10 protein-coding genes are annotated in these 13,325 nt (G+C 66.1%); 4 read left to right on the top strand and 6 right to left on the bottom strand.

Annotated elements, in window-relative coordinates:
- Window positions 1–137: 137 nt before the first annotated feature.
- The 6 genes from Q9293_RS15305 to Q9293_RS15330 form a co-directional block, all read right to left on the bottom strand.
- The gene (locus Q9293_RS15305; protein ID WP_306248051.1) at window positions 138–1,676 is read right to left on the bottom strand and encodes a sigma-54-dependent Fis family transcriptional regulator; all 1,539 of its coding nucleotides are present in this window, start codon (window positions 1,674–1,676) and stop codon (window positions 138–140) included.
- A gap of 83 nt (window positions 1,677–1,759) precedes the next feature.
- Window positions 1,760–2,977, bottom strand: a complete 1,218-nt coding sequence (locus Q9293_RS15310; RefSeq protein ID WP_306248053.1) for an amidohydrolase family protein — start codon at window positions 2,975–2,977, stop codon at window positions 1,760–1,762.
- Window positions 2,974–4,302: an amidohydrolase family protein gene (locus Q9293_RS15315; RefSeq protein WP_306248054.1), complete on the bottom strand. Its 1,329-nt coding sequence runs from the start codon at window positions 4,300–4,302 to the stop codon at window positions 2,974–2,976. The genes Q9293_RS15310 and Q9293_RS15315 overlap by 4 nt, the downstream gene beginning before the upstream one ends.
- Before the next feature lie 46 nt (window positions 4,303–4,348).
- Complete coding sequence (locus tag Q9293_RS15320) at window positions 4,349–5,461, bottom strand: hypothetical protein (protein ID WP_306248055.1); 1,113 nt, start codon at window positions 5,459–5,461, stop codon at window positions 4,349–4,351.
- A 69-nt stretch (window positions 5,462–5,530) separates the two neighbouring features.
- Window positions 5,531–6,265 carry a tetratricopeptide repeat protein gene (locus Q9293_RS15325; protein WP_306248056.1) on the bottom strand — a complete coding sequence of 245 codons (735 nt, stop codon included), beginning with the start codon at window positions 6,263–6,265 and terminating at the stop codon, window positions 5,531–5,533.
- A gap of 259 nt (window positions 6,266–6,524) precedes the next feature.
- Window positions 6,525–8,561 (bottom strand): (Fe-S)-binding protein, encoded by a 2,037-nt coding sequence (locus Q9293_RS15330; protein WP_306248057.1) that lies wholly within the window; start codon window positions 8,559–8,561, stop codon window positions 6,525–6,527.
- A gap of 151 nt (window positions 8,562–8,712) precedes the next feature.
- On the opposite strand from Q9293_RS15330, the gene Q9293_RS15335 reads away from it, so the two are divergent.
- The 4 genes from Q9293_RS15335 to Q9293_RS15350 all read left to right on the top strand — a co-directional run bounded on the left by Q9293_RS15335 (window position 8,713) and on the right by Q9293_RS15350 (window position 13,317).
- Window positions 8,713–9,066, top strand: a complete 354-nt coding sequence (locus Q9293_RS15335; RefSeq protein WP_306248058.1) for a 6-carboxytetrahydropterin synthase — start codon at window positions 8,713–8,715, stop codon at window positions 9,064–9,066.
- 4 nt (window positions 9,067–9,070) lie between these two features.
- On the top strand, window positions 9,071–9,517 hold the full coding sequence (gene lepB / locus Q9293_RS15340; protein WP_306248059.1) for a signal peptidase I: 447 nt from the start codon (window positions 9,071–9,073) through the stop codon (window positions 9,515–9,517).
- Between the two features lie 73 nt (window positions 9,518–9,590).
- Window positions 9,591–10,727 carry a PilZ domain-containing protein gene (locus Q9293_RS15345; RefSeq protein WP_306248060.1) on the top strand — a complete coding sequence of 379 codons (1,137 nt, stop codon included), beginning with the start codon at window positions 9,591–9,593 and terminating at the stop codon, window positions 10,725–10,727.
- 226 nt (window positions 10,728–10,953) lie between these two features.
- Window positions 10,954–13,317, top strand: a complete 2,364-nt coding sequence (locus tag Q9293_RS15350) for a TonB-dependent siderophore receptor (protein ID WP_306248062.1) — start codon at window positions 10,954–10,956, stop codon at window positions 13,315–13,317.
- The last annotated feature ends 8 nt before the right edge of the window (window positions 13,318–13,325 follow it).

The following is a 13,325-nucleotide window of genomic DNA, read 5'->3' on the forward strand; positions in this document are numbered from 1 at the left end:
GGCAGCACGGATAATTTTTTGTTTTTAAATATTAAAAATAAATACTTTAACTACATTTTGAACAACAAAACACGCCATCAAACCATGAACAGAAATGTCATATAAACGCTTATTTTCTACATTTTTGTAACTTGCGATTACGCCGAGCGGAACCGCTCCGGCTCCAGGCCGTACTTCTGCACCTTGTAGTTCAGGATCCGCTCGGTGGTCTGCAGCAGCCGGGCAGCTCTGGAACGGTTGCCGCGGGCGGATTTCAGGGCATCCTGCAACAGGTCCCGCTCGAAGGCCGCCACGGCATCAGCCAGCCCGGCTCCGGGCAGGGTGTCGGACACTTCGGCGGTCTGCAGCGAGGGCGGCAGGTGGTGGGCATGGATGACGCCCCCCTCGGCCACGAGGATGGCCCGCTCGATGCAGTTCTCCAGTTCGCGCACATTGCCAGGCCAGTGGTAGGCGACCAGCATGTCGATGGCTGATGTGGAAATGCGCCGCACATCCTTGCCCTGGGCGGCGGCGATCTTTTCCACAAAGTGGTCCGCCAGCAGCACGATGTCCGCCTGCCGCTCTCGGAGCGGGGGCATGAACAGCTCGAAGACATGCAGGCGGTAGTAAAGATCCTCTCGAAAGGTCCCGGCCCGCACGGCCGCCTCCAGGTCGCGGTGGGTGGCGGCGACAAGGCGCACATCCACCTTCACGGGGCTCACACCGCCCAAGCGCTCGAACTCCCGCTCCTGCAGCACCCGCAGCAACTTCACCTGGGTGGCCGGAGACAGCTCGCCCACCTCGTCCAGAAACAGGGTGCCCCCGTTTGCCAGCTCGAAGCGGCCCTTCTTCTGATGCCGGGCATCCGTGAAGGCCCCGGGCTCGTAGCCGAACAGCTCCGACTCGATGAGGTTCTCCGGCAGGGCGCCGCAGCTCACCTTGATGAAGGGCTTGTCAGCCCTGGGCGAATTGTAGTGGAGGGCGTGGGCCGCCAATTCCTTGCCCGTGCCGGACTCGCCGCGGATGAGCACGGTGGTACTGCTGGGCGCTGCCTGGGCCACGGCCTCGTAAACCCGCTGCATGGCGTGGCTGTGGCCGATGAGATGACGCAGGTCGTAGCGCTCCCGCAGATCCAGCCGCAGCTGCTGGTTCTCCTCGACGAGGCGCTGGCGATCCGCCGCCACCAGCCGCGCCACCTTCATGGCCAGGCCCACCATGGAAGCGGCAATCTGCAGCACCTTGGAGTCCCGCTCGTAGTCACGCCGGGGATCGTGGCGCACCGTGAGACAGAGGGTGCCCGCCGTGCGCTGATCCAGGAAGACCGGCACGCAGAAAAAGGACAGCTCCACCTTCTTGCGCTTCTGCTCCTTCAACACGCCAGTGCGGTCCAGGAACAGCGGTTCCTGGCTGGCCCGGGGCAACACCACGGCCTTCCCACTGGCCAGGACTCGGCCATTGATGCCCTCGCCCGACTTGTAATGGGCCCGCTCCGTGGCCTGCCGGGAGAGCCCCCGCGCGGCCTCGATGCGCAGTCCCTTCCCTTCCTCATCCGCCAGCAGAATGGCGCCGTTGATGGCGCCAAAGGCTTCGGAAAGGATCTCCAGCGCCCTGGGCAGGGCCACCCGAAGATCTGCGACAGCCAGGGCCTGACTCACCTCCAGGAGGGGCGAAAGGCGATGGACCTCGGAGGAGACCATGGGCACTCCAAAAGTTGGCCTACAAAATTGTAGTTCAATTTACGAGAATCGACAATTTTGTAGGCTCACCCTCTGGAGCACGTTTAACGGGTCTCTTCCCCCGCGCTGACCAGCACACCGTTGATGACGGTGCCCACGCAGTGGGTGGTGTACTCGAAGGGATCGCCATCGAACAGGGCCACATCGCCATCCTTGCCCGCCTCCAGGCTGCCCACGCGATCGGCGACACCGAGCAGCTTGGCGGGGGCCAGGGTCAGGGCCCGCAGCGTGTCCTCGAAGCCGAGGCCGTTGGCGGCAGCCATGGCGGCTTCCCAGAGCACCACGCGGGTCTTGGGCACATAGCCCTCGAAGCCGCTCTGGAACGAGAAGGGGATGCCTGCGGCCTGCAGCTTGGCGGCGGTCTCCAGGCTGAGGTTCTCCATGTCGCCAAAAGCGCGGGACATGGTGGGATGGAGAATCACGGGCACCCTGGCGGCCTTGAGCTCGTCCAGCACCAGGTAGGCCTCCGCGCCGCCATCCAGCACGATGTCCAGGTCGAACTCCTTGGCGAGGCGCAGCAGGGACAGGATGTCCTGGGCGCGGTGGGCGGTCACCAGCAGGGGCACCTCCTTCTGCAGCACCTGGGCCATGACCTCTTTGCGGAGGTCCCGGGCGGGCTCCTTGCCCTTATCGCTGTCCTTCAGCTTCTTCGCGTATTCCTGAGCCGCCACCAGCTCGCCCCTCAGCATGGCGATCTGCTTGGCGCGGGTGCCCGGGGCCTTGCTCGCCTCCCGGGCCCGGGCTCCGTCTCCCAGGGTGGCCGCGACCATGGCCTGGGGCTTCAGCACGCCGCGGGTCACCTCGGTGGCGTCGGTCTTCACCACGAAGGTCTGGCCGCTGATGAGAGCGCCGGGGCCATGGCCCGTGTGCACGGTGGTGACGCCCAGGCTGCGCACGTAGCTCACCAGGGGATCGCGGCCGTTGTAGGCGTCCATGGCCCGCAGCTCAGGCTGCATCGGTGCCGAGGTCTCCAGCTGGTCCTGGTCGTGGGGCTGGTTCAGCAGGCCGGAAAGCCCCACGGTGCTGCGGCCATCCACGATGCCGGGGATGGCCACCTTGACGCGCTTCACCGTAAGCCCCGAAGGCACCTTGACGTCCGAGGCTTTGCCCACGGCGGTGATCTTGCCGTTCTGGATGAGCACCACGCCATCGGTGATCACAGGCCCTGCGGCCGTGTGCAGGGCTTCGGCCCGCACGGCCAGGGACTGGGCCTGGAGCGCGGCGGAGAGGGTGAAGCAGAGGATAAGGGCGAGGCGGCTCACTGGTAGGTCTCCTCGGCTTCCAGAGCCAAGAGGTGCGTGAGGTCGGCGGTGTCGTGGGTGGCCCCGGGCCCGCCCACGGCGTAGAGGCGGTGCTTGGGATTGGCGCGGTCGAAGACCTTGACCCCCTCCACCCAGGTTTCCTCCACATGGCTGTAGACGCTGAGGGGATCAGCGCTGAGCAGCAGGAAATCCGCATCCTTGCCCGGTTTCAGCGAGCCGATGCGGGCCTGCAGGTCCAACAGCTTGGCGCCGTTGAGGGTCATGGCCTCCAGGGCCGCCTTGCGGGTCATGCCCGCACGCACCGACAGCCCGGCCTCGCGGACGAACCAGCGGGAATCGGTGATGGGATCGTCCGTGTGGAAACCCGCCACCACGCCGGCCTTCTCCAGGGCGGCGCCGTTGGTCATGCGCAGGTCCTTGGTCTCCAGCTTGCCGCCGGGGCTGTCCAGCGCGATGAAGGAGGCTCCCACCCCTGCCTTCGCGATCTCATCAGCCACCATCCAGGCATCGCTCACGTGGTGCAGCACCACCTTGAAGCCGAACTCCTTCTGCAGGCGCAGCACCGTGAAGATGTCATCGTGACGGTGGGTGTGGTGGTGGACCACGCGCTTGCCCTCCAGCACCTCCACCAGGGCTTCCATGGCCAGGTCGCGGGCGGGCTTCTTCTTGGGATCGTCGCCAGCCTCTTTCAGCTTGCGCTGGTAATCCTGGGCCTTCACGAACTGCTCCCGCACCAGCGCGGCGCTCTTCGCCCGCGTGCCCGGGAAAGGGCCCGTGGTGCGCCGGGGATTCGTCCCGTTGGCCATCTTCATGCCGCCGAGATAACTTCCGTTGGGCAGCTTGCCCATGGCCAGCGCGTCGATGGTCTGCCCTTCGCGCAGCTTGAGGTACATGGTCTGGCCGCTGAGCAGGTGACCCGATCCGGGCATCACGTTCACGGAGGTAATGCCACCCGCGCGGGCGCGCATCACCGTGGCGCTGGCCAGGTTCAGGCTATCGGATACACGCACATCGGGCTGGATGGGCGCGGTGCCGTCGGCCCCCTCGGCGCTGCCGATGTGGCTGTGGGTGTCCACGAAACCGGGCATGATGACCTTGCCCTTGGCATCGTGGCGAACGGCATCGGCGGGAATGCTCGTGCCGGGGCCACCCAGGGCGAGGATCTTCCCCCCCTGGACCACGAGCACGCCATTGTCGATGTCGAGGCCTTCCACGGGGATGATCCGGGCGCCAAGGAATGCCTGGGGCTTGTCCTGGGCCGCGAGGGGCAGAAGCGCGAGGTTCCATGCCAGGGCATGGGCCAGCGCGGAATGCAGTGGTTTCATGGGGGGGCTCCGCCCCCGATTCTAGCCATCACCTTGTGAGGTTCAATCAGAATCCCGTGTCCCCACAAGATTCCTGCGGAACAGCCAAGGGTCGCCCCATGAACAGCGTGCCCTGCGCGATGCCCCGCAGGGTGTTCACCAGGATGTAGGCCCAAAGGGCGATGAGCAGCAGTGTGAGGAAGATCGCGTAGCCCTGGGTGAGGGCCGATGGGAACCGCGCCGCCACCTTCTGGCTGCCGATGGTATAGGCCGCCAGGGGGAACACGAAGGCCCACCAGCCCAGTCCGAAGGGGATGCCGCCACGGCGCAGCTGGTAGAGGCAGATGAGCGCGATGAGGGCCAGAATCCACATGCCGAAGCCCCAGACCGTGGCTGCGGCGATGGCGAAGAGGCCGGTTTCCGTCACCAGGCCCAGGGTCTTCGCGTGGCCTCCCAGATCCAGCAGCCCGCTCATGGCGAGGCCCGCGGCGCTGAGAAAGATGCCGAAGGTGGGCGTGGTTTCCGCCGGGGGCAGCGGGTGCTGGGCCAAGCGCACGAAGATGATGGCGCCCACGAAGAGAAGCAAGAAGAAGCCGATGCCGAACATGGCGGCGTTCATGGCGAAGACCGTCAAGGCCCAGGCGGGGTGGAGGGAGAGCACGGAACCCAACACCTGGTTGCCGAGCAGGAGCAGAGCCATGTTGGCGATGGGCGCCATGATCCAGGAGAAGTTCATGGTGTCCGGATCCGGCGGCGTCTCCGTGCGGATGAAACGGAAGGTGGTGAAGAGCGTGAACGCGGCCACGCCCACAATGGCCACCGCCCAGCAGCCGAGCATGAGAGCGAAGGTCCATTCCCGTCCCAGGAAGGGGGCCCAGATGAGATGGATGTTGGTGCCGAGGATCACCGTGGCCACAGGCATGGTGACGAAGAAATTCGTGGTGATGGGATGGTGCAGATCCCGCCGCACGTACTCGAAATGCCGGAGCCAGCGCAGCAGCCAGGGGAAGAGCAACACGAGGTAGGTCAGATCCGCCAGGGCCGCGATGGCGAAGCTCCCACGCCAGAGGGACGGGAATTGCCGCTCCCAAAGGAACAGGATGTTCGCCAAGCCGCCGGTGCCCATGACCACGGCAAACCACCCTGGCGCGAAATGCTTGATGGCGTGCTTCTCCTGCATCCTCAACCCCTGCTCGAAATCTAGCAGTGGCTCGCCACCTCACCAAATGGAGCGCCGCAGATCGCAGGCTCAGTTCCCGTTTCGCCTTCCGAGGGCTTCCGCGGCCCGGCGCTTCGCCTCTTCGATCTGGGAGCGAGTCAGGCTCCGCTCCACCACCCGGAGGGATTCCGAAGCCTGCGGATTGCCGCCCTCCTTGGCCCGCAGCAGCCAGGCATAGGCCTGGACGCTGTCCTTGGGTACGCCATCGCCTTCTGCGCACATGAGGCCCAGGCAACCCTGCGCATAGGGCTCGCCCTGCTTCGCGGCGCTGTCGAGCCATTTCAAGGCTTCCCGGGAATCCCGCGGCACCCCTTCGCCCAGGTAGTACATGGCCCCCAGCCGAGCCTGTGCCTCCACTTGCCCCTTCTCGGAAGCCAGGCGGAACCACTTCGCCGCCTCGGCGATGTCCTGGCGTACCTCTTCACCCAGGCAGTAGAGTTCGCCCAAAAGCGTCTGGGCGCGGGCGTCCCCGCCTTCGGCGGCCCGGCGGTACCACTTCAGCCCTTCGGCAGAATCCTTGGGCAGCCCCTCGCCCTGGAAGTACCTCGTCCCCAGTTGAATCTGGGCATCGGCATCACCCTGCTCTGCCGCGCTGCGGCATCGTGTGACCTCCCTGGCCATCTCGCACACCCCATCGGCGGTGGGCCGGAGGACGTCGAGGAGCGAACCGACCGACTGGCCCGTCACTGCCCTCGGGCCTTTCGGCTGGGTATCGGCCAGCACGGGGGCCGTCAAGACAGTGAAGGCCATCAGGTATCGCAGCATCGCCACTCCTTCCCAGCGGAATTCCCAGGCGCATTCAGGGACAGCCCTTCGGCTGGCTTTGGCCTTCAGCCGTTCTGGGCGGCATGACCTGCCCTAACAACTAAGACCCAGCCTTCAGGTGTGCATCACCTGTGCCAACAGACACGCCCTCGCATCGGCATCCACCCCGCCGCGGATGAGTCCCATCAGTCAAAAACATCGAGGGCACCTCCGGAAGTTCCGCAGGTGCCCTCGATTTTCAGCCGGGTGGTTTGCAGGCTTACTTCAGCGACTTCGCCGCCAGTTCCAGGATGTCCGTGGTGGCCACGCCCTCGTGGTTGGTTTCGCCCGCGGCGTTGTTCAGCATGACGTTGCAGAAGGGGCAGCCCACGGCAATGGTGGTGGCCTTTGTCGCCACGGCCTGCTCGAAGCGCTCGTGGTTCACGCGCTTGCCCAGGTGCTCTTCCAGCCAGAAACGGCCGCCGCCCGCGCCGCAGCACATGGTGGCCTCGCCGTGCTTGTCCATCTCCGTGAGCTTCACGCCAGGGATGGCGTCGAGGATGGCGCGGGGCGCTTCCACCTGGCCGTTGTAGCGGCTGAGGTAGCAGGGATCGTGGTAGGTCAGATCCACGTCCACGGTCTGCTCCATCTTCAGCTTGCCCTCGCTGATGAGCTTGGCCACCAGCTCGGTGCCATGCACCACCTCGAACTCGCCCCCGAAAGCGGGGTATTCATTCTTCAGCGTGTTCAGGCAGTGGGGGCAGTTGGTGATGACCTTCTTCACCTCATAGCCCTTGAGCAGCTCGACATTGGTTTCCGTGGCCGTCTGGAAGAGGTACTCATTGCCCAGGCGCCGGGCGGATTCACAGGTGCAGCTTTCTTCCTTGCCCAGGATGGCGAAGGACACATTGGCGGCCTTCAGCAGCTTCACCAGGGCCTGGCTGACCTTCTGGCCCGCGGCATCGTAGCTGCCCGCGCAGCCCACCCAGAAGAGGTATTCGGCCTCGGGGTTGTCGGCGAGGGTGGGGACTTCCAGCCCTTCGGCCCACTTGGCGCGATCCGCCTGGGGCAGGTTCCAGGGGTTGCCCTGGCGCTCCATGCCCTTGAAGGCGGTCTGGGCCTCGTCGGGGAAGTTGCTCTCCTCGAGCGTGAGGTAGCGGCGCATGCCCACCAGCTTGTCCACGAAGCTGATTTCCAGCGGACAGGCCCACTCGCAGTAGCCGCAGCTCGTGCAGGCCCAGATGGTGTCCTGGCTGATCCAGCCTTCGAGCTGCTCCTTGCTCCAGGGGGCGTGCTCCTGCTCGCGGTGCCACACGGCGCCTTCGGGCACGGGGCCGCCGATGAGGGGGCGGTCCTCGGGCGCCGGCTTGTCCTGGCCCATCTGCTCAAGCGGCGTGGCCTTCAGGTAGTCGCGCAGGTCATTGCCGAAATCCTTGGGCCGGAGCGGCTTGCCCGTAAGCGTGGTCGGGCAGTTCTCCAGGCAGCGGCCGCACTCCACACAGGTGTAGAAGTCGAGCATCTGCTTCCAGGTGAAATCCTGGATCTTGTTGATGCCGAAATGCTCGGCCTCCAGATCCATGGGCTTCAGGTTCTTGTTCGGCTCCAGCTCGCGGAAGTAGATGTTGAAGAGCGACGTGAACACGTGGAAGTGCTTGGAGTAGGGCAGGAAGTTGGCGAAGAAATAGAGGATGCCCAGATGCAGCCACCACATGCTCTTGTAGAGCACCAGCAGGCCCGTACCACCCAGGGGACGCAGCAGGTTGGCGATGAAGAGGCTCACGGGCGCCCAGGCCTTCCAGGCTGGGTTGTGCAGCCAGATGTAGGCGCCATCCGCCAGCAGGTCGGTGACCATCAACCCGCCGATGAGGCTCAGGGTGGCCCAGGCATCCCAGGAGTTCTCGAGCCGCCAAGGCTTCACCACCAGGCGACGCCAGGCGGCGAGGCCCAGCCCCAGCACCACCAGGGCCTCGAAGATGTCCTTGGTGGCCTGGTAGCCATATCCAAAAGCGCCCAGGGCCTCCGTCATGTGGAAAGCCGGGAACAGGCCTTCCAGCACCAGGCCGATGCTGCGGAGCGACAGGACGCAGAACCCCCAGAAGATGAGGATGTGGTAGAAGCCTGCGTATTTGTCGCGCACCATGCGCTTCTGCAGGATCGCCAGGGTGAGCACGCCCTTCAGGCGCACCCAGGGCTGATCGAAGCGATTCGCGGGTAGACCCGCCTTGAGCGTGGCCAGTCGCTGACGCATGGTCCAGGCGAAGAAGCCCAGCGCCCCAAGGGTCATGATCCAGAACAACGCGACTTCCAGGGCCTTCATGTGGGTCTCCTTGCGCTCGGGGGTTCGCGGAATGGCAGGACCATCCCCATTCAACAACCCCATAGTCAGGTATGGTGGGCTCGAAGGCAAAGTGTAGCCGTGGCCATGCGAAACTGGAGGCTCGACCTGGAGTCAGTTCCCGGAGTTCCCTTTGGCCCCTGCCCCCGCCCTCCATTTTGAAGCCGCCGTGACCCGGCCCCTTTCCGTGGTGTTCCAGACCGGCGACCGCTGGGAAGGCCACGACTACACCGTGGAGGTGATCACCACCCGCCAGGGCCTCGATGGCTTCGACGTGGTGGTGGATTTCCGCGATCTGGAGGCCGCCCTGGACCGCAGTCTGGCGCCCTTGCAGGGAAGGCTGCTCTCCGAGGTGGGCCTGGCTGGCCCGCTCGCCCTGGCCCAGCGCCTGCTGGCGGAACTCCCCCCCTTCGTGGCCGCCCCAGCACGCCTGCGTGAAGTGGCCCTGACCGATGGGCGGGGTCGACGCCTGGCCGTTCAGGCCTAGGCCCGTGCGGCTCTGGATTCCCTTCGCCGCCGTGGCCCTGGTTCTGTCGCCCCTGCTGGTGGTGCATCCCGTGCGCATCTCTGGCCACAGCATGGAGCCCGCCCTGCATGACGGCGACCTCCACTGGGCCCTCCGGGCCTGGGCCAGCGCCGCGCCGCGCCGCGGAGAGATCTGGGTGATTGAGGGCCCCCAGGGCCCTTCCGTCAAGCGCGTGCTGGGCCTGCCTGGGGAGGTGGTGACCTGGCGCGGCCCCGATGTCTGGGTGGATGGACGGCGCCTCGACGAGCCCTGGGTGGTGCATCCTGAACGCTCCGGCGAAGGCCGACAGGCCTGCGGAAGCGGCTACCTGGCCCTCGGCGACAACCGGCCCGAAAGCCAGGATGGGCGGGGCTGGGGGGCCCTTCCGCCCGACGCCCTGCGAGGCCGGGTCCTCTTCGGATCGCGTCCGTGAAGGACCCCAGCTTAAGTTGCCCTCTGGCTCGCCCGTTGAGTTCACCCATGAGACACCATCTCGGAGCCGCTGCTTGACGCCCTCACGCTCACCCAAAGAGGGGGCAACCCTGCGCGGCCCCATCCTGGAAGAGGCCCTGCAGGAGCTGTGCGCCCGCAAGGCCTTCATGCTGGCGGCCACGCCCTACCTCAGCTTCCACATCCGCCTGCTGGAGCGCCGGAAGGAGGGGCTGATCCTGAAGACCTCCATGACCCAGGATCTGGCCCAGCAGACCTTGGGCCACCAGGATCTCAAGCTGCGGATCCCCTGGGGACTCGGCATGGTGGCCGGAGAAACCCGCTTCCTGGGCTTTGAACAACAACCCGGGGCGCGGCTGCTCCTGCTGCGGACTCCCAATCTGCTCTGGGAGGATGACCATCGCCGTTCCGTGCGGGTGGACGGTCAGGGCCGGGCGGTGCTCAGTCCTGATCAGAGCACCCTTGTCAGGGCCAATCTGGAGGACCTCAGCCTGCACGGAGCGCGGCTCCTCGCCCTGGAACCCCTCTCCGAGGCCTTCGCTCCGAATCACTCTTTGCAGCTGAGCCTGAGCCTGGACCAGGGCCCCAGCTTCACCTGCCGCGCCCTGCTGGTGTCCCAGGAGGGCCAGAGCCTTGGCCTGGCCTTCGATCCGCCCCTGGGCGGCCTGGATCTCGTGGGACTCGAGGCCTGGCTGAAACCGCGGCTCGACGACCTGAAGCGCCGCTGGGAGGATCGCGTGGCCCTCCGGGCCCAGGCCGAGGCTGCGGCCCGCCCCAAGGCCCCGCCCGAAGGGGTGCTGCTGGTCTCGCGGGAGGCCGACCTGGAGCGCCAACTGCGTGAAGCCTGGCCCAGCCACCTTCGACTGAAGAGCACACCTCCCGCCCTCGCTCCACTCAAAACAGCCATGGAGGCGCCGCCCCAATTGGTGCTGCTGCACTGGCCCGGAGGCGGACTGCAGACCCGCTTCCTTTTGAAGAGCCTGGCGGCGACCTTTCCGTCGAACACGCCCGTGATGGTGCTGGGCACCGGGCTAGAAAGCGCCGCAGGCCGGGAGCTGGCCCAGGAGATCAAGGCCTCCACGTACCTCGAATGGAACGCCGCCCAGGCCCTGTTCTTCCATCGCCTGGTGCAGGGACTGCTGCGGAGGCACTGGGGCAGCCCCGGCGGGCCAGAACCTTTGACCGGAGGCTAAGCCCCAGGCAGGGCCATATTCGGGGGCGCCGTGCCGTCAAAATCCAGGCCTGGGGCTCGGCCCCGGCCAATCCTGATTGACGAGTAGCATTTGTATTGAGATTTAGTCTCATTATTGTATTATCGTTTTAGCAGGCGCCCAACCCTGACGCCCGCGCCAATTCTCTCCATCCACCCGGCCCTCATGAGGGGCCCCGGGGATGCTCTGCCTCAAAGGAAGCCCAAACATGCCCTCTGAAACCCCGTCCCTTGTCTCATCCTCCCGCAGGCATTCAGCCCGCCTCAGCGGGTTGGCCTTCACCCTCGCGCTTTCAAGCCTCGTCCCTATCGCAGCCGGAGCCCAGACTCCCCGGTCCCTTTCCGTGGATTTCCAGGTTCAGCCCTTGGATCGGGCCCTGGAAGCCCTGGGGCGCCAGGCCGGGCTGCGCGTTGTGGCCGCACCGGGCCTGCTCTTGGGTCGGATGGCCCCAGCCCTGAAGGCCGTGCTGACGGAGCAGGCCGCCTTCCGGGAGTTGCTGAAGGGGAGCGGCCTGGAAGCGCGCATCGACGGCGGCGTGGCGACCATCCTTCCCGTGGCGGGCGAGGCCGTCCTGGCTGAGGTCAGGGTGAAATCCAACGCCGAGCGGGAAACCGCTGTGACCGCCACCCGGGGCTATCGCCCCAAGCGCACCCTCACGGGCACGAAGACCGACACCCCCCTCTCAGAAACGCCCCAGGCGATCTCCGTGGTCACCCGCGAGCAGATTGAGGATCAGGCGGCCATCAGCGTGGGCGATGTCCTGAACTACGCCTCGGGCGTGCGGTCGAACGCCTACGGCGTGGACAGCCGCGGCGACTGGACGCGGGTGCGCGGCACCGAACCCACCCAGTTCATGGACGGGCTCCTGCAGGTCTACGGCTACAACAACAACGTCCGCCCCGATCCCTACCTCCTGGAGCGCGTCGAGGTGCTTCGCGGGCCCTCCTCCATGTTGTACGGCCAGGGCAGCACCGGCGGCGTCATCAACCTCCAGAGCAAGCGACCCCAATCGGACCGTCAGGCGGAGATCGGCCTCCAGCTCGGCACCTTCAACCGCCGCCAAGTCCAGGGTGACGCCACCGGCGCCCTCAGCGAAGATGGCCACTGGTCCTACCGGGTGGTGGGCCTGGCCCGCAAGAGCGACACCCAGGTGGACTTCGTTCCCGACAACCGCTACGCCATCGCCCCTTCGCTCGCCTGGCGGCCTGACGCCAATACCAGCCTCACCTTCCTGGGTTACTGGCAGAAGGACGAGAGCGGCTCCAGCGCCACCTTCCTGCCTTGGTCCGGCACCGTCCTGCCCAATCCCAACGGACAGATTCCCACCAGCCGCTTCGTCAGTGAGCCCGGCTACGACGACTACACCATGCGCCAGGCCAGCCTGGGCTACGCCTTCGAGCACCGCTTCTCCGGCGCGTGGACGCTGCGCCAGAACGTCCGCTACGCCGCCAACCGGGGCAACTACCAGTCGCTCTACCCCGGCAGCAACTTCGCGGATCCCCTGCATCCCTACCTGGACGCGGATCAGCGAATCATCAGCCGCTCCATCTGGGCCAACAAGCGCGACGGCCACGCCCTGGTGGCGGACCAGTCCCTCGAAGGCAGCCTCAAGACGGGCGCGGTGGAGAACCGGCTGCTCTTCGGCTTCGACCATCTGCGCTACAGCGAAAACGCGGCTTCTGCCTTCGGGTTCAGCCCCACCTTCGACCTCTATCACCCCGTCTACGGGAACTTCACGGCCCCGAGCCTGACGCCCAATCCCTCCACCGAGCTGCGGCAGACCGGCGTCTACCTCCAGGACCAGATCAAAATCGCCTCGCGCTTCTCGATCCTGCTGGGCGCGCGCCGGGACCACGTCACCAACGCCTCCGAGGGATCTCCCACCGACAGCGACGACGCCACGACGCTGCGCGGGGCCTTCATGTTCCTGTCCGATTCGGGCTGGTCGCCCTACCTGAGCTACGCGGAATCCTTCCAGCCCGTGGCCGGCAGCAACTTCTACCACCAGCGCTACAAACCGCTTCGCGGCGAGCAGTGGGAGGCGGGCGTGAAGTTCCAGAGCGCCTCCGGCACCACCACCTTCAACGCCGCCTGCTACGACCTGAAGGAGAAGAACCGCCAGATCCCGGATCCCACCCAGCCCCTCAACAACCTGCAAGCCGGCCAGACCAAGAGCAAGGGCTTCGAGGCCGAGCTGAAGACCCGCCTGGGCCGGGCCTTTGAAGTGGTGGCCAACTTCGATCACATCGATCTGGATGAGCAACTGGAAGGCGTGCCCGCGAACCAGGGCTCCCTCTGGGGCCGCGCACGCTTCTCGCTCGCCGGCCTGGACGGCTGGTCCGCAGGCGTGGGCCTTCGCCACACCAGCGCCTTCCGGAACCCCGGCGCGCCCGAGGTGGCCCAGACCACCCTGCTCGACGCGATGCTGGCCCTGGATACCGGTTCCTGGCGCTGGGCCCTGAACGCCACCAACCTCACCGACAAGATCTACACCGCGACGATCCTGAGCCGGGGCGATGCGTGGTACGGCGCGCGGCGGAACGTCGTCGCCAGCCTCACCTACCGGTTCTAGGCCACTTC

The organism is Geothrix sp. PMB-07 (assembly GCF_030758935.1).
In the GTDB taxonomy this organism is placed as follows: domain Bacteria; phylum Acidobacteriota; class Holophagae; order Holophagales; family Holophagaceae; genus Geothrix.